General features: G+C 72.5%; 16 protein-coding genes, 1 tRNA gene and 1 pseudogene. 13 read left to right on the forward strand and 5 right to left on the reverse strand.

Features of this window, described 5'->3' with window-relative positions; genetic code table 11:
* The first annotated feature begins 37 nt into the window (after window positions 1-37).
* Window positions 38-874 (forward strand): PIG-L deacetylase family protein, encoded by an 837-nt coding sequence (locus tag ACIA5D_RS14090; protein WP_396030275.1) that lies wholly within the window; start codon window positions 38-40, stop codon window positions 872-874.
* Window positions 875-878: 4 nt separating this feature from the next.
* On the opposite strand, the gene ACIA5D_RS14095 is transcribed toward ACIA5D_RS14090, so the two are convergent.
* The 3 genes from ACIA5D_RS14095 to ACIA5D_RS14105 all read right to left on the reverse strand — a co-directional run bounded on the left by ACIA5D_RS14095 (window position 879) and on the right by ACIA5D_RS14105 (window position 3,160).
* Window positions 879-1,970: a hypothetical protein gene (locus ACIA5D_RS14095; protein WP_396030276.1), complete on the reverse strand. Its 1,092-nt coding sequence runs from the start codon at window positions 1,968-1,970 to the stop codon at window positions 879-881.
* A gap of 77 nt (window positions 1,971-2,047) precedes the next feature.
* A tRNA-Arg gene (locus ACIA5D_RS14100) sits at window positions 2,048-2,123 on the reverse strand.
* 17 nt (window positions 2,124-2,140) lie between these two features.
* Entirely contained in the window at window positions 2,141-3,160 is a 1,020-nt protein-coding gene (locus ACIA5D_RS14105; protein WP_396030277.1) for an alpha/beta hydrolase, read from the reverse strand.
* A 147-nt stretch (window positions 3,161-3,307) separates the two neighbouring features.
* On the opposite strand from ACIA5D_RS14105, the gene ssb reads away from it, so the two are divergent.
* The 10 genes from ssb (at window position 3,308) to ACIA5D_RS14155 (ending at window position 13,716) form a co-directional block, all read left to right on the forward strand.
* Window positions 3,308-4,003, forward strand: a complete 696-nt coding sequence (gene ssb / locus ACIA5D_RS14110) for a single-stranded DNA-binding protein (protein WP_396030278.1) — start codon at window positions 3,308-3,310, stop codon at window positions 4,001-4,003.
* 93 nt (window positions 4,004-4,096) lie between these two features.
* Window positions 4,097-4,546: a hypothetical protein gene (locus ACIA5D_RS14115; RefSeq protein WP_396030279.1), complete on the forward strand. Its 450-nt coding sequence runs from the start codon at window positions 4,097-4,099 to the stop codon at window positions 4,544-4,546.
* A 31-nt stretch (window positions 4,547-4,577) separates the two neighbouring features.
* Window positions 4,578-5,519, forward strand: coding sequence for a cobalamin biosynthesis protein (locus ACIA5D_RS14120; protein ID WP_396030280.1), 942 nt, complete (start codon window positions 4,578-4,580; stop codon window positions 5,517-5,519).
* A 96-nt stretch (window positions 5,520-5,615) separates the two neighbouring features.
* Window positions 5,616-7,145 carry a cobyric acid synthase gene (locus tag ACIA5D_RS14125; RefSeq protein WP_396030281.1) on the forward strand — a complete coding sequence of 510 codons (1,530 nt, stop codon included), beginning with the start codon at window positions 5,616-5,618 and terminating at the stop codon, window positions 7,143-7,145.
* Entirely contained in the window at window positions 7,142-7,750 is a 609-nt protein-coding gene (locus tag ACIA5D_RS14130) for a uridine kinase (RefSeq protein WP_396030282.1), read from the forward strand. Before ACIA5D_RS14125 ends, ACIA5D_RS14130 begins: the two co-directional genes overlap by 4 nt.
* Window positions 7,747-8,802, forward strand: a complete 1,056-nt coding sequence (locus ACIA5D_RS14135) for a M48 family metallopeptidase (protein ID WP_396030283.1) — start codon at window positions 7,747-7,749, stop codon at window positions 8,800-8,802. Before ACIA5D_RS14130 ends, ACIA5D_RS14135 begins: the two co-directional genes overlap by 4 nt.
* A gap of 18 nt (window positions 8,803-8,820) precedes the next feature.
* A complete protein-coding gene (locus tag ACIA5D_RS14140; RefSeq protein WP_396030284.1) occupies window positions 8,821-10,173 on the forward strand; it encodes a dipeptidase in 1,353 nt (450 codons plus the stop codon).
* A 15-nt stretch (window positions 10,174-10,188) separates the two neighbouring features.
* Window positions 10,189-11,667 carry an FAD-dependent monooxygenase gene (locus ACIA5D_RS14145; RefSeq protein WP_396030285.1) on the forward strand — a complete coding sequence of 493 codons (1,479 nt, stop codon included), beginning with the start codon at window positions 10,189-10,191 and terminating at the stop codon, window positions 11,665-11,667.
* Between the two features lie 195 nt (window positions 11,668-11,862).
* Window positions 11,863-12,042, forward strand: coding sequence for a hypothetical protein (locus ACIA5D_RS14150; RefSeq protein ID WP_396030357.1), 180 nt, complete (start codon window positions 11,863-11,865; stop codon window positions 12,040-12,042).
* Window positions 12,043-12,120: 78 nt separating this feature from the next.
* A complete protein-coding gene (locus ACIA5D_RS14155) occupies window positions 12,121-13,716 on the forward strand; it encodes an ATP-dependent DNA ligase (protein ID WP_396030286.1) in 1,596 nt (531 codons plus the stop codon).
* Window positions 13,717-13,784: 68 nt separating this feature from the next.
* On the opposite strand, the gene ACIA5D_RS14160 is transcribed toward ACIA5D_RS14155, so the two are convergent.
* Together ACIA5D_RS14160 and ACIA5D_RS14165 are read right to left on the reverse strand one after the other, a co-directional pair.
* Complete coding sequence (locus ACIA5D_RS14160) at window positions 13,785-14,444, reverse strand: hypothetical protein (RefSeq protein WP_396030287.1); 660 nt, start codon at window positions 14,442-14,444, stop codon at window positions 13,785-13,787.
* 199 nt (window positions 14,445-14,643) lie between these two features.
* Window positions 14,644-15,546: pseudogene (locus ACIA5D_RS14165) on the reverse strand (SURF1 family protein); the annotation flags it as partial.
* Between the two features lie 123 nt (window positions 15,547-15,669).
* On the opposite strand from ACIA5D_RS14165, the gene ACIA5D_RS14170 reads away from it, so the two are divergent.
* The gene (locus ACIA5D_RS14170) at window positions 15,670-17,778 is read left to right on the forward strand and encodes a cobyrinate a,c-diamide synthase (protein ID WP_396030288.1); all 2,109 of its coding nucleotides are present in this window, start codon (window positions 15,670-15,672) and stop codon (window positions 17,776-17,778) included.
* A gap of 157 nt (window positions 17,779-17,935) precedes the next feature.
* A complete protein-coding gene (locus ACIA5D_RS14175; protein ID WP_396030289.1) occupies window positions 17,936-18,562 on the forward strand; it encodes a TIGR03086 family metal-binding protein in 627 nt (208 codons plus the stop codon).
* The last annotated feature ends 100 nt before the right edge of the window (window positions 18,563-18,662 follow it).

Below are 18,662 nucleotides of genomic sequence, written 5' to 3' on the forward strand. Positions count from 1 at the left end.
GGCGCCAGCCAACTCCCGGATCCGATGGAGGTAATCGATGCCGAGTCGTCGCGCCGTGCTCGCCGCCGCCGCTGTCGCCGCCGAGTCCGCGCTCGGGACACAGGGCGGATGCGCGCCGCGGAGCAGCGTGGCAGCGCCGGCCCGGTTCGTGCCCAGTACGGCCGGCCGGCCATGGATCCTGGTCGTGCCGCACCCCGACGACGAGACCCTTGGGGCGGGCGTGCTGGTCGCCGAGCATTTCGCCGCCGGCCGCGACGTGCACATCCTGCTGCTGACCCGCGGCACGTCCAGCGTCGCCCGGCTCCAGATCAACGGCTCACGCGCGTCGCGCTGGTGGGGTGTCACCCACAACCCGGCCGCCGAGGGCTACGCCCCGCTCACCCCGGAAACGTTCGGGCAGGCCCGCTACGGCGAGCTGACGACGGCCGTCCATGCGCTCGGCGGTGGCCAGGTGCACGAGGCCGGGCTGATCGACGGAGAGGTCACCGTGGGCCAGGCGAAGGCCGCGATCGTCGCGCTGGTCACGTCGATCGGCCGGGACGCGGGTGTGTACGCGCCGAGCTGGCTGGTCGACGACAACCCGGATCACCGCGCGGCGGGACAGGCGTTGCGTGAGCTGGCCGCCGAGCATCCGGCGGTGTACGGGGACGTCAGCTGGTACATCCTGCCGCCGTACTGGTCCGACCGCCGCCTGAAGCAGGTTTCCCCGTACTGGGACACGCCGTCGAACGGCCAGATCAAGAACCGCGTCCGCAACGCCTGTCGTGCCTACGCGGCGTGGCATCCGCCGCACTCGTACGCGATCGGCTACCACTCGGTCGACGACATGTTCGCCGTGATCGAACCCAACCCGCGGTCAATGCTGCACAAATAGGCGCTCACCCATGCCGTTGCCAGATGTCGCGCAGCGGCTCCCAATTCTGATTGAGGCCCTTGGCCCACGGCACCTCGATCCTTGCGGCCACCAGCGGAGCGCCGTCGCGATCCCACCAAATTCCCGCGTAGGTCTCCGCGCCCGCCGCCTGGGGCTTGAAGGCGAACTCGACGTAGTTGCCGATGTTGCTGCCGGACGCGCCGGCCTTGTGGGTGGGCGGCACCGCCCCCGGCGCCAGCTGCTGCGTGTCGATGTTCTGCTGCTGCCGGGTGAGGTACTCCTTGTTGCGGTCCCCCGGAGTCTTGTACTCGACGAAGAAGACCGTCATGTTGCCGAGCTGACAGGTGACGCGAGTGATCTCGCTCTTCGGCGCCTTCGGCGCACCGGGATCGATGTTGCTGATGCACCGCGACAGATACGGCAGCCACGGCTCGGCCATCGCCGCCAGGTCGCCATCGAACTTCGCCCGGTTCAGCTCGGCCTGCCTCGCCTCGTAGGGCGGCAGTGCCGTGCTCACCGGGGCCGGCTCGCCGGTCGTGCCGCCGGCCTTCGGCTCGTCGCCGAACAGCAGGTCGCCGACGAAGTACCCGGCCGGCGCCAGGACCACCAAGCCCACGAGCAGACCGACGAGCAGCCCCGGCAGGAACCGGCCACGGCTCGGCGGCGACGGCTCGATCCGCGGCCGCCAGGACGGCCCCTCGTCACCGACGGCCGCTTGCGGCGGCGGCCACTGGCCGATGGGCTCCGTCGGCGGGGCCACCGACTCGGACCACGAAGCGGATCCCGATATGGGCTGGGAGCTCGGGCCGGGCTGGCCGCTCACCGGCTGATAGGGCGTCCAGCCCTGCTGCGGAGGACCGTATTGTCCCGGTTGCGGCGTGCCGTACTGGGCCGGCTGGCCGCTCACCGGCGCCTGTCCATGCCACACCCCCGGCGCGGGCGACCCCGGCTCGGCCGGCCAGGCCGGCGCCGCGCTCGGGCCGGCCTGCTGCGGCGCGTTCCACCCCGGCGCGGGCTGCGGCGGAACCTCGGCAGACCCATTCCCCCACGGACCGGCGCCGGGCTCCTGCACGGGACCGTTCGAGTCGTTGCTCACGAGCACGGAGATTAGCTCACCGCCGTCATTACGGTGAGCCCCCCAACCCCGACGGCCAGTGACGCGGCGGCGAGACTTGGCGCGCCCGGCAGGATTCGAACCTGCGACCGACGGATTAGAAGTCCGTTGCTCTATCCGCTGAGCTACGAGCGCTGGCTGGCAGCCACATACTAAGCGGTCGCCTGGGACTTGTCGTCCGCCTTGTCCTCGGGCGCCGGCGGCACGTCGATCTCGGGCGTCCCCGGCGGCGGCACGAAGGCGTCCACCCAGCGTGCCAGCTCCCGGAACACCTCCGCGCGCACCTCCGGGCCCGAGAGGGTGAGGTCGTGGATGCCGCCGTCGAAGCGGGCGATCGTCACGCGCGGGCCGAGCCGTGGCGCCCACCGCACGATGTGATCGACATCGAGCACGACGTCGGTGAGGCGGACGTCCTCGTGCCAGGCGCGGCCCTTGTACGTACGCGTCGAGCACGCCACCATGATCGGCGCGTCGATCGCGAGCCCGGCGCGCAGTCGCCGCTGGCCGCGGCGGATGGCGTTCAGCCAGCCGGCCGTCACCGGGAAGCCCAGGATCGGTTTCCAGGCCAGGTCGTATGTCCACTCGCCACGGTGATCGGTGTGCAGGCTCTCGCCGTAGAAGCCCAGCGACGCCGTCGGAATCTTGCGGTAGGGGGTTCGGCCGCTGACGCCGACCACCGCGGCCATCAGCGGCCGTTTCACCAGCCAGGGCACGTTGAAGTCGAAGAACGGGCTGTTCAGGAACAGTCCGTCGACGAGGCCGCGGCCCTGCCGGGAGTGCGACCAGAGCGCGGTGATCAAACCGCCGGTGGAGTGGCCGCTGACCAGCATCTGGTCGTGGCCGTCCTCCTCGCGGATGATCCGCGCGGCCTCGTCGAGCTCGGGGTAGTAGTCGGTGAGGCTGCGTGCGAAGTTCGGCGTCTGGTGCGGCAGCAGGCTGCGGCCGTACTTGCGCAGGTCCAGGGCGTAGAAGTCCCAGCCGCGCTCGGCGAAGAAGTCGGCGAGGTGGGTCTGGAAGAAGTAGTCCACGAAGCCGTGCACGTACAGGACGGCGCGGCGGGTGGGGCGGTCGGCGCGGCGGCGCACCAGAGTCGCCACGACCGAGCCCTCGTCGTCGCTGCCCAGGTCGATGGTGTGCCGCTCGTACGGCGGCCCCAGAAGGTCGATCTCCACACGATCAGGCATATCAGATCAACAGGCCCTCATGGCGAAATCCACATGTCGGCTCTCGTCCCCAAAAATCAAGATCAAGCCCTCCGTCGCGTACGGGTCGGAGCGCATGCTCGCCGCCTCACCCGCTCCCGACTCAGGAGGACACCCGTGTTCGACACCACCATCACTCTCGTGGGCAACGTGCTCGCCACCCCGGAGTGGCGTCGCATCCCGACCACCGGCGCGCTGGTCGCCAACTTCAAGGTCGCCTCGACCGCCCGCCGCTTCGACAAGGAGAACAGTCAATGGATCGATGGCCACAACCTGCGGATCCGTGTCGTCGCCTGGCGGCGGCTGGCCGAGGGGGTCGCCTCGTCGGTCGCCGTGGGCGATCCGGTGATGGTCCAGGGCCGGCTCTACACCCGTGACTGGAAGGACGAGAACGGCAACCACCGCGTCTCGTACGAGATGGAGGCGTTCGCGATCGGCCACGATCTGTCCCGCGGCCGTGCCCGCTTCTTCCGCAACCGGACCGGCATGAGCGCCACGCAGCTCGAGGACGCCGAAGGCGAGACTCTGATCGCGGGTGAGGCGTCGCTCGCGCTCGCCGCCGACGAGACTCCGATCGGGTACGGCGACGGCGTGCCCGACGTGCCCGAGCCGGCCTTCGCGGAGCCGCAGCTGGCCCTCGCGGAGCCGGAGCCCGAGCCCGAGCCGGAGCCCGCTCCCGAGCCCGAACCCGCTCCCGAGCCCGGATCCGGGACGGACGAGGAACTCGCCCTCGAGGTGGAGCGCCTGGTCGCCGAGGAGCCGCCGGCGACCCGTCGCACCCGCCGGACGAAGCGGGAGCCGGTCGCGGCCTGACCGCTGGTCAACCCCTGTTCGGATTAGGTCGTCCGAACAGGGGTGGCCCGCCCGGTTGGCCCGGCCCGGGGTGGGCCGGGCACACTGGGGCCCGTGCTGTTGAAGGAGATCCGCGCGATCGCGGGCGAGACACTGGTGCTTTCGCCGCACGACCAGGACGCCGAGCACGCCAACACCAGCTGGTTGGGCGCCCCGCCGCATGAGCGCATGGGCATGTCGGCCGATGAGGTGGTCACCGCCTTCGAGGAGACCGCCGAGCTGCTGCGCGACCAGGTGGCCACCATGCGGTACGACGGGCCGGCCACGTTCTATGTCTGGCACGACGGGGAGGCCGGGCAGCTGCGCTGCTCGACCGGCTCCTGCGGGCAGGACGACCTGCCGTTCGAAGCGCCCTACCGCGCGACGAGCGACCTGCTCGCCATCGTCGCCGAGTTCCTGGAAGATCGCGCTCCCGGCGTGCTCGTCTGGGGCGTGGCACAGCCCGTGCCGTTCTCGTCCATGGGCGCGGAACGGCCGGTCTGGGTGTGCAATCTGTGCCCATAGGGCACTTTCCGTAAAACGGGGGGTTTACGACATGGCGGGTGCGGACGCCGCGGGGCTGGTGGCCGGCTATCTGCTCGACGCCGTGTTCGGCGATCCACGACGGTTCCACCCGGTCGCCGGCTTCGGCACGGCGGCCGGCGCGCTCGAGCGCCGCCTCTACCAGCCCGACCGCCGGTCGGGCGCGGCGTTCACCGCGCTGGCGGTGGCCGGGCCCGCGGTGGCCGGGCTCGCCGCCGCGCGGGCGACACGACGACACCCGGTCGCGCGGGCGACCCTGGTGGCCGCGGCCACCTGGGCGGTCCTGGGCGGCCGCACGCTCCGCCGCGAGTCCCGGATCATGGCGGGACACCTCGACAACGGCGACCTGCCGTCCGCCCGCGGGCGGCTCAACCACCTGTGCGGGCGCGATCCGTCGACCTTGGACGCTCCCGAGCTGGCCCGGGCCACGGTCGAGTCGGTGGCCGAGAACACATCGGACGCGGTCGTCGCGCCCCTGGTCTGGGGTGGCCTGCTCGGTCTGCCCGGCCTGCTGGCGTACCGCGCGGCCAACACGCTGGACGCCATGGTCGGCCACCGGTCGCCGCGCTACGAGCGGTTCGGAACGGCCGCGGCCCGCCTCGACGACGCGCTCAACCTGCTTCCGTCCCGGCTGACCGGGCTGCTCACGATCGCTTTCGCGCCGGTTGCCGGCGGCTCGCCGCGCGAGACGCTGCGGGTGTGGCGGCGCGACCGTGACGACCACCCGTCGCCGAACGCGGGGCAGTGCGAGTCGGCGATGGCCGGCGCGCTCGGCGTGCGGCTCGGCGGCCGCAATGTCTATTTCGGACGCAGCGAGGTGCGGCCGTTCCTCGGCGACGGCCCGCGCCCGTCGGCCGTGCACCTGCGCCGGGCGGCGCGCATCTCGGGCGCCGTGGGAATGGCGGCGACGCTGATCGCCGCCGGCCTGGCCATGGGCCGGCGGAGCAGGCGATGAGCGGCGGCCTGCCCGCCGCGGGCGCCACCTGGCGCCGGGGTGAGCGATGAGCGGCGGCCTGCCCGCCGCGGGCGCCATCTGGCGCCGGGGTGAGCGATGAGCGGCGGCCTGCTCGTCGCCGGCACGACCTCCGACGCCGGCAAGAGCGTGGTCACCGCCGGCATCTGCCGGTGGCTGCACCGCCGCGGCGTCAAGGTCGCGCCGTTCAAGGCGCAGAACATGTCGAACAACTCGGCGGTCGTGGTCGGCCCCGACGGCCGCGGCGGCGAGCTCGGCCGCGCGCAGGCCATGCAGGCCGCGGCGTGCGGACTGGCGCCCGACATCCGGTTCAACCCGGTGCTGCTCAAGCCCGGCAGCGACCGGTCCAGCCAGGTGGTGCTGCTCGGCGAGGCGGTCGGCACGGTCACCGGCGGAAGCTACCGCTCGATGCGTGAGCGGCTCGCCGCAACGGCGTGGGCGTCCCTCGACGAGCTGCGTGCCGAGTACGACGCGGTGATCTGTGAGGGCGCCGGCAGCCCCACCGAGATCAATCTGCGCGACGGCGACTTCGTGAACATGGGCCTGGCCCGGCACGCCGGCCTGCCCACGATCGTGGTCGGCGACATCGACCGCGGCGGCGTCCTCGCCGCGTTCCACGGCACGCTCGCGCTGCTCAGCCCGGAAGACCAGGCGCTGGTCAGCGGCTTCGTGATCAACAAGTTCCGCGGCGACCCCGGCCTGCTACGCCCCGGGCTCGACATGATCACGTCGGCGACCGGGCGGCCCGTGCACGGCGTCCTCCCGTTCCACCTCGACGTCTGGCTCGACGCGGAAGACTCGCTCGCCTACGGCCGCACGCTGGGCCGGCCCGGGCCGCCGCGCGGCGAGCAGTGGCTGCGGGTCGCGGTGATCCGGCTGCCGCGCGTCTCCAACGCCACCGACGCCGAGGCGCTCGCCACCGAGCCGGGCGTCCGGGTACAGCTGACCATCGAGCCGGGCGACATCGCCGACGCCGACCTGGTCGTGCTGCCGGGCTCCAAGGCCACGGTCAGCGACCTCCACTGGCTGCGCGAAACAGGGCTCGACGAGGCGGTCCGGCGGCACGTGGCGCAGGGCAAGCCACTGCTGGGCATCTGCGGAGGTTTCCAGATGCTCGCCGAGAGCATTCATGACGAGGTGGAAAGCGGGCGCGGCGAGGTCGAAGGGCTCGGCCTGCTGCCGGTCGGCATCACCTTCGCGGCGCGCAAGACCCTGGCCCGGCCCGCGGGGGAGGGTCTCGGCGCGCCCGTGCGCGGCTACGAGATCCATCACGGGGTCGTGTCCCGGGGCGCGCCGCCACCGCTGCTGCGGTACGACGACGGGCGGCCGGAGGGCGCGGCGCTGGGGAACGTCTACGGCACCCACTGGCACGGCGCCTTCGAGAACGACGAGTTCCGGCGGCGCTTCCTCACCGCGGTGGCGTCGCAGGCCGGGCGGCACGGCTTCACGGTCGCGCCCGACACCCGGTTCGCGGCGGTTCGCGAGAAGGCGCTCGACGTGCTGGGCGACCTCGTCGAGGAGCATCTCGACACGTCCGCGCTGTGGCGGTTGATCTTCGACGGCCCGCCGGGAAACCTGCCGTTCGTGCCGCCCGGAGCGCCGCGATGAGATACGCCGATCTGGCCGAACAAATCCGGCATATCGCTCCGAAGCTCGGCGGCACCAGGCTGATCGCGGTCGACGGCCCGAGCGGCGCGGGCAAGACGACCTTCGCGCTGCGGCTGGCCAAGCAGCTCGACGCCCCGGTCGTGCACACCGACGATCTGCTCGACGGCTGGAACGACCAGTTCACCTTCTGGCGGCGGCTCGAACGCCAGGTGCTCGGCCCGCTGCGGCGCGGCGAGACCGCCACCTACCAGCGCTACCAGTGGCACCTCGGCGCGTTCGCGGGCCCACCGGTCCGCGTCGGCCCTGCTCCCGCCGTACTCCTGGAAGGAGTGAGCGCCGCGAGGCGTGAGATTCGGCCCGAGCTGAGCCTTTCCGTTTTCGTCGTGGCCCCGCCCGACCTGCGCTGGCGCCGGGCCGTGGCCCGCGACGGCGACGACAGCGTTGCTTTCCGGGCGTACCTTGAGCGGTGGCGTGCTGCCGAGGACCGGCACTTCGCCCAGGACGAGACCGCCGCTGCCGCCGACCTGATCGTCGACGGCGAAGCGACGACCGGCGACGACCGGTTCGCGCTGCTGCGCGACCGGGGAGACGGGGTTGGATCATGACCGACGAGGAGAACCGCCCGGTACGCCGGCGGGTCACGCTGACCGGAATCAGCTCCCGCGCCTGGGAGCACCCCGCCGACCGGGGCGCGCTGACCGCCCTGCGCGAACTGCGCGGCTTCGACGACATGATCAAGGCATTCTTCGGGATGTGGAACGAGCGCGGCTTCCGCCTGGCGTTCCTGTCCAGCGCGATCCGCGTCGACCACCGGCAGTACCCGCGCGTCTACCAGCGCTTCACCGAGGCCGCCACGACCCTCGACGTGGCCGAGCTCCCCGAGCTGTACGTGACGCAGGACCCCATCATCAACGGCCAGGCAATCGGCCTCGACAAGCCGTTCATCGTGATCACCACGGGTGCGGTGGAGAGGCTCGACGACGACGAGCTGCGCGCCGTGCTCGGGCACGAGCTGGGCCATGTGCGCAGTGGCCACTCGGTCTACCGCACGATCATGATGATCCTCACCCGGTGGACGATCTCGCTGGCCTGGCTGCCGATCGGGGCGATCGCGCTGCGCGGCATCATCGCGGCGATGCTCGAGTGGTGGCGCAAGGCGGAGCTCTCCGCCGACCGCGCCGGCCTGCTGGCGGGGCAAGATCCGGCGGCCTCCACCCGCCTGCTGATGAAGCTGGCCGGCGGCGGCGACCTCTCCCAGATCGACACGGCCGCGTTCCTCGAGCAGGCCGCCGAGTACGAGAGCGGCGGCGACCTCCGCGACAGCCTCCACAAGATCGGGCTGACCCTCTGGAACACCCACCCGGTCCCGGTCGCGCGCGCCGCCGAGCTGCGCAAGTGGATCGACTCGGGGGAGTACGCGCGGATCCTGGGCGGCGACTACCCGCGTCGCGACTCGGACGGCGACGCGTCGGTCGCCGACGATGTGAAGGCCGCCGCCTCGTCGTACCGGGAAACCTTCACCACCTCCCAGGACCCGCTGGTCAACCTGCTGCGCAAGGTCGGCGACGGCGCCGGCGACCTGACCGGGTCCGCCGTGCGCGGCGCCCGCGGTTGGGCCTCCGGCCGAGGCCGCCGCGAAGGGGAAACCGACAGCTGAACACCATAGGATCGGTTCATGAGCTTGAACGAAACCGATCTGCGCGCCGCGATCGCGCGGGAGATGCCCGGAGTCCGCGCCGACCTCGGGCGGCTGATCCGGATCCCCGGTATCGCCTTCGAGGGCTTCGACCACACCCAGGTCGACCGGTCCGCCGAGGCCGTGGCCGAGCTGCTGCGCGGCTGCGGTCTCGAGGTGCAGATCGTGCGGCACGGCGGCCAGCCCGCCGTGATCGGCCGCAAGGCCGCGCCACCCGGCGCCCCGACCGTGCTGCTCTACGCGCACCACGACGTGCAGCCGGTCGGCGACGTCTCGCTCTGGGCGAGCGACCCGTTCGAGCCGGTCGAGCGCGACGGCCGCCTCTACGGCCGCGGCGCCGCCGACGACAAGGCCGGCGTGATGGCGCACGTGGCGGCGCTGCGCGCCCTCGGCGACCAGCTGCCGGTCGGCGTGGTCGTCTTCGTCGAGGGCGAGGAGGAGTACGGCTCCGACTCGCTCAACGACATCATCGCCGCACACACCGAAGAATTGCGCTCCGACGTCATCGTGATCGCCGACTCCGGCAACTGGGACATCGGCCGGCCCGCGCTGACCACCTCGCTGCGCGGCCTGGTGAACCTGTTCGCCGAGGTCAGGGTGCTCAAGAGCGCCGTGCACAGCGGCATGTTCGGCGGCCCGGTCCCGGACGCGTTGATGGTCCTCTCCCGGCTGCTCACCAGCCTGCACGACGACAACGGCGAGGTCGCCGTCGACGGCCTGGTCGGCCGCGAGGGCGCGAGCGTCGACTACCCCGAAGACCGGTACCGCCACGAGGGCGGCGTGCTCGACAGCGTCAAGCTGATCGGCCACGGCACGATCACCGACCGCATCTGGACCAAGCCGGCCATCTCGGTGCTCGGCATCGACGCCCCGCGCACGCTCGAGGCGGCGAACGCGCTGCAGCCCACCGCGAAAGCCAAGATCAGCGTGCGGCTGGCGCCCGGCGACGACCCCAAGTCGGCGTACGCGGCGATCCGCTCCCACCTGGAGAAGTACGTCCCCTGGGGCGCTCAGGTCGAGGTCACGCTGGAGAGCGACGGCTCGCCCTGCGTCATCGACGCGACCGGCCCGGCGTTCGAGGCGGCCCGCGCCGCCTTCACCGCGGCCTGGGACGGCGCGAAGCCGGTCGACATGGGCGTCGGCGGCTCCATCCCGTTCATCGCCACCTTCCAGGAGCTTTTCCCGCAGGCATCGATCCTCGTCACCGGAGTCGAGGATCCTTACTCGGGCGCCCACGGCCCCGACGAGAGCCTGCACCTGGGCGAGTTCGAGCGGGCGTGCCTCGCCGAGGCCCTGCTTCTCCAGAACGTGGCGGAGGCGCTCACGACCTAAGGAGGCGGGTCGCCGATGGCCGACCTGACGTGCGACGTGCTGGTGGTGGGCGCCGGCCCGACCGGGCTGATGCTCGCCAACTGGCTGGTCAAGCTCGGGGTCGACGTGATCCTGGTGGACGGCAAGGACGGCCCGACCCGGGAGTCCCGGGCGCTGGTGGTCCAGGCCCGCAGCCTCGAGATCTACGACCAGCTGGGCCTCGGCGATCTCGTCCTGGCCGCGGCGCAGCGGGCCGACGCGCTCGCGCCCGGGTATCTCGATCGCGCGTTCGGGCGCATCCCGCTCGGGCCGCTCGGGCGGGGCGTGACGCCGTACCCGTATCTTCAGGTCCTCGAGCAGAGCCGTAACGAGGAAATCCTCTACGAGAACCTGCAGAAGCTCGGCGTCGGCGTGCGGTGGGAGACCGCGGTCACCGCGGTCGCCCAGACCGATCACGGCGTCGAGGCCAAGGTCGGCAACGACACGGTCCGCGCCCGGTTCTGCGTCGGCTGCGACGGGTCGAACTCCGCGATCCGCAAGTACCGCCGCATCGCCTTCGAGGGCACGACCAACCCGCACCACTTCTACGTGCTCGACGCGCTCGCGGTGGGTGGCCTGGTCGAGGGCGCGGTCAACGTCCGCCCCGGCAGCGACGACTTCCTGCTGGCCTTCCCGATGAAGCGCCGCGGCTCGTGGCGCCTGATCGGCCTGGTCCGCGACGAGGACGGCAACGGCGACCTCGCCGAGGAAGACGTGCGCCCGCGCCTGCGCAAGTTCGCCGTCACCTATGACCGTTCCCATTGGTTCGCGACATATCGGGTGCACCACCGCATAGCCGCCGCCTTCCGCGACGGGCCGTTCTTCCTCGCCGGCGATGCCGCGCACGTGCACTCTCCGGTCGGCGCGCAGGGCATGAACACGGGCCTGCAGGACGCGCACAACCTGGCCTTCAAGCTCGCCGACGTCCTGCAGGGCCGCCGCCGCGACACCTGGCTCGACCGCTACGAGGCCGAGCGCCGCCCGGTGGCGAAACGCCTGGTGACCACGACCGACCGCATCTTCGCCGGCGTGACCTCGCAGACCCCGTTGTCGCGCGTGATTCGCCGGGTGATCGTCCCGCTCGTGGCGCCCATCGGCATCCGGACCCTCCCGAACACCCGCGGCGGCTCGCGTCTCTTCCAATACGTCTCCCAGATCCGCATCCACTACTGGATGACGCCGGGCGCCGAGCGCGCCTCCGGGGGCCGCCGCGATCCGGTCGTGGGGCGCCGGCTTCCGTGGGCGGGCGACAATTTCGGCGCGTTGCGCTCGCTGCATTGGCAGATTCACGCGTACGGCGGGATCACCGCGCCCGCGGTGCCCGACCTGGGTGTGCCCGTCCACGTCTTCCCCGAGGCGCCCGCGACACCCCTGCGTCCGGGCCGCCTCTACCTGGTCCGGCCCGACGGTTTCGTGGCCGCCGAGGCCGACCCCACCGAGGCGGTACGGGTGTTTCCTCCGCTGATGACCGGCTGATTCGGGCCTATCCACTGTGGCGGCCGGAACGGGTGAACATGGTGCGACGGGCTCGCGGATCCTGTTAGGATCTCGAACATGCGTTCGAATGATGTGCCTGCCTCGGTAACCCTCCTGGTGCGGCCGATGCCCGTCGGGCCGCGCAACGCCATCGACCGGCTTCGCTCTCATGATCGGCTCGAGTCCATCGTCCGTATGCGTGCGGCGGTGCGTGCGCTCGATGACGTCGACGTCTCCCACTGGGACGATTCGTCCCTTACCGAACACCTCGAGGAGATCTCCGCAACGCTCTGCGCGCTCGACGCGCAGGTCTCCCGGGTAGCCGACGCCGTGCGCGCCCGCGGCTTCCGTATCGACGAGCCGCTCGCGGCCTGATGTCCCCCGCTCTACGACCCGGGGGTCGGGCCGAGAGAGCATCACAAAATTGTCGTAGGCGGCTGCCAGGATAGGGCCGTGCGGTTCCTTGACCTGGCGGCCACCTCGGCCGCGGTGAGTGCTACGTCCGGGCGCAAGGCCAAGATCGAGCTCCTGGCCGACGCCCTGCGCCGGCTCGATCCCGACGAGATCGCGGCCGGCTCGGCGTTCCTGGCCGGCGAGCTACGCCAGCGACAGACCGGCGTGGGCTACGCCGGCCTGCGCGACCGGCCGCCGCCCGCGGCCGAGGCCACGCTCACCGTCGGCGCGGTCGATTCCGCGATCGCCGAGATCGCGGTCGTGGCCGGCGCCGGCTCCCAGGCCCGCCGGCGCGACCTGCTGGCCGCGCTGTTTGGCGCCGCGACCGCCGACGAGCAGCGCCTGCTGGTCGGGCTGTTCGGCGGCGAGCTCCGCCAGGGCGCCCAGGCCGGGCTGCTCGCCGACGCGATCGCCAAGGCCGCCGAGGTGCCGCTCACCGCGGTCCGGCGCGCCCTGCTGCTCTCCGGCGACCTCAAACAGGTCGCAACGGAAGCGCTGACCCGCGGCGCCGCCGCGCTCGCCGAGATCCACCTGCGGGTCGGCACCCCGCTGACCCCGATGCTCGCCCAGAGCGCCCCCGACGTCGGCGCCGCGCTGCTCGCTACGGGCACGCCCGCCACGGTCGACGTGAAGCTCGACGGCATTCGCATCCAGGTGCACCGCTCGGGCGACGAGGTCGCCGTCTTCACCCGCAGCCTCGACGACATCACCGCCCGGATGCCCGAGGTGGTGGCCGCCGTCCGCAAGCTCCCGATCCGCGAGGCGGTCCTCGACGGCGAGGCCATGACGCTCGACGCGTCGGGCCGGCCCCGCCCGTTCCAGGAGACGTCGAGCCGCGCCGCCACCCGCAGGTCGGCCGCCGCAGCTCCATCCGCCACCTTCACCGGGGGCGCCGCAATTCCCTCTGCTTCCGCCACCCCTTCCGCGCCGCCCCTGGTGCCGTATTTCTTCGATCTCCTCCACCTCGACGGCGCCGATCTGCTCGACGAGCCCGGCCGCGTGCGCTGGGCTGCCCTGGCCGACGCCCTGCCCGCCGAGCTGATCGTCGGCCGCTCGACCGTCACGACCGAAGAAGAGGCGGCCGCCGCCTTCGCCGCGGCCCTGGCGGCCGGGCAGGAGGGCGTGGTCGTCAAGGCCACTGACGCGCCGTACGACGTGGGCCGCCGCGGATCCGCGTGGGTCAAGGTGAAACCCCGGCACACGCTCGACCTGGTCGTCCTCGCCGTCGAGTGGGGTCACGGCCGTCGCAAGGGGTGGCTGTCCAACCTTCACCTGGGCGCGCTCGACCCCGAGACCGGCGGTTACGTGATGCTCGGCAAGACCTTCAAAGGCCTCACCGACGAGCTCCTCCGCTGGCAGACGGCCCGCTTCCAAGAGCTGGCGGTCAGCGACAACGGCTGGGTGGTGCAGGTCCGCCCCGAGCAGGTGGTCGAGATCGCCTTCGACGGCGTCCAGACGTCCCCGCGCTACCCCGGCGGCGTGGCCTTGCGCTTCGCGAGGGTCCTCCGCTACCGCGACGACAAGCCCGCCGCGGAAGCCGACACCATCGAGACGGTCCGCACGATCGGCGGCTATCCGACCCCGGGAAACGACTGATCGGCCGGCGGCCGGGTTGCGGGCCGGCCGCCGGTAGGGGCCGGCACGTGATGGGGCGGGCGGGCTGGCTACAGGGCGGCCAAGGTGCGGACGTAGTTGACCTGCTGGTTGATGCCGGTCACGGCGGCCTGGTCGGTCACCGGGATGCGGGCGACGTACTGCCGGGTGCCGTTGGTCACCGTCACCTGCACGGTGCCCTGCATCACCGTCTCCTTCACCAGCAGGAACAGCAGGCTGAAGATGGTCAGGACGCAGAAGCCGACGATCGCCAGCACGATCGCCCACCGGGGAATGCGCTGCTGGCTGAACCAGTAGTCGTTGACCTGCCATTGCGAACCGGCCAGCGGGATGTCGCCGGTCGGCGTGAAGACCGTCGTCGAGGTGACCGAGATCTCGGCGATCTGCACGATCACCGGGCCGGGATCTGGAGCGGGCGGAGCGTACGGCTGCGGCGTCATCGACGCCGACGGCAGGGGCGCGGTCGGCGGGTAGGACTGCGACTCCGCGGCCGGCGGGAAGGGCTGCGACTCCGCCGGCGGCGTGTGCGGCTGCGGCTGAGCCGGCGGCGTGTAGGGCTGCGGCTGAGTCGGCTGTTGCGCCGGGTCGGGCACGCCCGGCGTTTGCGGCGCCGAGTATGGCGCGGGCGGCGTCGATTTGGGCGGAACGCTCCACGGATCGTCCGGCTGCGGGGAGGACATGCCCCACGGGTCGCTCGGCGAGGAGGTCATGCCGGAACCCTAGTCGGGCCCGCCCACCGCCGCGAGCCGCCGTCGCTCAGGTGGGGTCACCGCCGGCGGCCTGGCGGGCGGCCTCGCGCTTGCGGTCGGCCTCTTCCACGCGGTCCACGGGCGTGCGCAGCGATGCGAGGCGCGCGGCCTCGCGCTTGCGGTCGGCCTCTTCCACGCGGTCCACGGGCGTGCGCAGCGATGCGAGGCGCGCGGCCTCGCGTTTACGGTCGGCCTCTTCCACGCGGTCCTTCAGCGTCACGCGTGGCTTCGCGGGAACGTCGGCCGCACCCGAGCCGGCGCGCGTCTGGGCTTCCGTGCGCGTCTGGGCTTCCGTGAGCGTCTGGGCCTCTGTGCGCATCTGGGCCTCCTTGCGCGCCTGCCAGCCGAACGCGATCAGCGCCATCCCCGCGAACAGCCACCATTGCACGGCGTACCCGCCGTTCTGCCACGAGTCCTCGTGGTCGATCGGGATGCGGGTGAAGGCCGGATCGTTCGCCGGCGTCTGCTGCGTGAGCAGGACGTACGCGCCGTACACGGGGTAGGGCATTTCGCCCGCGAGGCGCGGGACCGAGACGCGGCGGGTGTCCAGGCGGCCGTCCCGGTGCTCGATGGCGGTGGGTCGGCTTTCCGACAGGTGGACCTGTCCCACGACCGTGACATCGCCGCTCGGAGCGGCCGGGACCGTCGGCGCGGCGCCCGCCCCGCTCGGCGGCGCCGGCACCCAGCCGCGGTCGACCAGGACCGCCGTGCCGTCCGCCAGCAGCAAGGGCGTGATGATCTCGAATCCGACGTCGACGTCGACCGTGCGGCCGCGCGCCTGGATCTCGTGTGTCGCGTCGTACCGGCCACTGACCGTGACCTTTGTCCAGGCCAGGCTCTTGCCCGGGGACGAGCCCGCCTTCCCGGCGGTGGCCGGCGCGGCCAGCACCGAGGTCAGCGGGACCGCCTGCACCGAATCAGCGGCGTCGATGCGGTCGTTGATGGCGCTGCGCTCCTCGTACCGGTGCAGCTGCCAGTTGCCGAGCATGACCATGATCACGGCGGCGACGACGGCCAGCGCGGCCGCACCGAGCCAGCGCGGCGTCAGCAGAAACCGGTACACGCCCTGAGGCTACCCGGCTACCGGGCGGCAGCCGCCGAGGCCGGGTACTGTGCCTGACCGGCGGCCCTGTTCACGTGCACGGCCGCCTGGGGGGAAAGACACCGGAGCGTGGGGGGAACAAAGATGAGCGCGCAGCCTCGTCTGGTCGTGAGCGCGCCCTCCTCGGGGCACGGAAAGACCGCGATCGCCGTGGGGCTGCTCGCCGCGTGCGTGGCGCGTGGCATCCCGGTCGCGGGCTTCAAGGTCGGACCGGATCACACGGACGCCGCGTACCTCGGTCTGGCTGCCGGGCGTCCCGGCCGCAACCTGGACCCCCGCCTGGTGGGCGCGCAGCGCATCGCCCCGCTCTTCCAGCACGGCGCCTCGGGCACGCAACTCTCGGTCATCGAGGGCGCGATGGGCCTGTTCGACTCGCTGACCGGCCAGCCCGAGATCGACGGGACGGCCGCGGTCGCCGCGAGCCTGCGCGCGCCGGTCGTGCTGGTGGTCGACGTGGCGGCGATGGGCCACTCGATCGCCGCGCTGGTGCACGGCTTCCGGATGTTCGACGAGATGGTCCACCTGGGCGGGATCATCCTCAACCGGGTCGCGTCGCCCCGCCACGAGCAGATGCTGCGCACCGCGCTCGACGACATCGGCATGCCGGTGCTGGGCGCTCTGCGCCGCGGCGACCTGCCGAACGTGTTGCCTGCCCGATCACACGGCCCGGTTCCGGTCGCGCATCGCACGGTGGAGGCGAACCGGGCCGTGCGCCGGCTGGGGGAGGCGGTGCTCGCCGGTCTCGACCTCGACCGTCTGATGGGGCTGGCCAACGCCGCTCCGGCCCTGCCGGGCCCGATCTGGACCCCGGCGGATGCGGTGGGCGGGGAGGTCTTCGACCAACGTCCGATCGTCGCGCTGGCTGGTGGTCCGGGTGCTCCTTACACGTACGTCGAGACGGCCGAGCTCCTGACGGCGGCCGGCGCCGATGTGGCGGTGATGGATCCGCTGCGCGACGAGTCGCTGCCGGCGGGCGCCCGCGCGCTGATCGTGGGGGCCGGCCTGCCCGAGGGGTACGCCGAGGAGCTGTCCGCGAACCGCCGGCTGTGCAACGCGGTCGCGAAATTCGCCCACGACGGCTGGCCGGTCGTCGCCGAGGGGGTGGCCCTGCCGTGGCTGGGCCGCGACTTCGACGGCCGGCCGATGTGCGCGGTGCTGGACGTGTCGGCGGTGACCGGCGACCAGACGGTGGCCGGCTACCGCGAGGCCACCGCGCCGACGACCTCGCCGCTCGCTCCGGCCGGCGCCCGGATCACCGGGTACAAGCAGCACCGGGCGATCGTCACGCCGCGGGCCGGCACGGTCCCGGCATGGACCTGGTCGGGCGGCAACCCCGAGGGCTTCGTCTGGCGGCAGGTGCACGCCTCCCAGCTGGGGCTGCACTGGGGAGCCGCGCCCGAGATCGCCAAGCGGCTGGTGGCCGCGGCGATCGTCGGCCCGCCCGGCCCGCAGCAGAACCCCCAGCCCAACACTTCGCAGTCCCACACCTCGCAGTCCCACACCTCGCAGTCGCACACCTCTCAGCCTCATGCCTCTCAGCCCCACACCTCTCCATCGCACGGTTCGCCGGTGCACACCTCGCCATCGCACGGTTCGCAGCCGCACGGCTCGCCGGCGCACACCCAGCCGCTTGCGCCACCGATGTCGGCGCCGCCCGCGCACGAGGAGCCGCCGACGGTGTCGATGCCGGCCGCGGCGCTGGCCGCCACACCCGCGATGCCGCACGACCAGCCGTCGTCGCCGGCCGCCGCCCACGACTACCCACCGCAGCCCGCGTCGGCCCACGACTACGCCGTGCAGCCCCCGCTCGATTACGCGGGGCAGCCGCCGCACGATTACGCCGGGCAGCCCTCACACGATTACGCCGGGCAGCCGGGGCACGAATATGCGGGCCAGCCGGGGCACGAATATGCGGGCCAGCCGGGGCACGAATACGCCGGGCAGCCGCCGCTCGAATACGCCGGGCAGTCGGCCCACGACTACCCGCTGCAGTACGCGCAGCCGGCCTCGCCCGCGACTCCGCACGGCCCGTACCAGCCACATTCGGGAGTGCCGCACGGCCAGCCGCGCCCGCCCGCGCCCGGCTCCGGCCCGGTGCCCGGCGGTCCCGTGTCGGCGTCCGGCCCGGTCCCCGCGTCGGGCGTGGCGGCGGTCCCCGACCTCTCCGACACCGCGGACATCACCGCGTCCTGACCTCGGCCATCGTCGATCGCGGGGCCTCGTCGCCGGGCAACGGAAGATCGACGAGCGGAAACCCGTCCAGCCGTGAAAACGCCCTTCGTTGAACGTGAAAGTGTCGTACCCCACCCGTAACGTGGGGTTAACACCGACGACCCGAAGGAGGACGACCGTGGCCGATCGTGTGCCGCTGGATTTCGACCCGCCGGTTCGTAAACTGCGAGCGCTTCTGCTGGGCATCGACGACACCGAGCTGATCCACCCCACTCCCTGTCCCGACTGGACCGTCGCCGTCCTGCTAGATCATCTGATGGTCCTTGCCCAGGCGTTCGCCCAGGCCGCCCGCAAACGCACCGACGCTCCCGGCACGGCCGAGCCGCCTCCGCCGCCGTCCGCCCAGCACCTGTCCCGCCATTGGCGCAGCCGCTTGCCCGTCCACCTCGAGGAGCTCGCCACCGCCTGGAAAGATCCGGCCTCCTGGACTGGCACGTCCCAGGCCGGCGGCGTGACCATGCCCGCCACCACCGTCGGCACCGTCGCCATGAACGAGCTGATCATGCACAGCTGGGACCTCGCGCGCGCCACCGGCCAGGAATACTTCGCCGACCCGCGCACCCTCGAGGTGCTGATCGAGTTCCTTGCCCAGGCCCCGCCCGAGGGCACCCCCGGCATGTTCGACCCGCCCGTCCCCACCGACGACGAGCTCACCCTGCTCGACCAGGCCCTGGCCCTGGCCGGCCGCGACCCGGCCTGGCGCCCACCCCGCCGCCGACGACAGCCCCAGGCCCCCGCGGCCTGACGCCGCCGCCCAACGCCCGACGCCCCAGCCGCCTGACGCCCCCGCCGCCCGACGCCGCCGCGTTGAAGACTGACGCCGCGGGCTGCGCTGACGCCGCGGG

Origin of the sequence: Actinoplanes sp. NPDC051513 (genome assembly GCF_044454685.1) — a bacterium.
Taxonomy (GTDB): domain Bacteria; phylum Actinomycetota; class Actinomycetes; order Mycobacteriales; family Micromonosporaceae; genus Actinoplanes.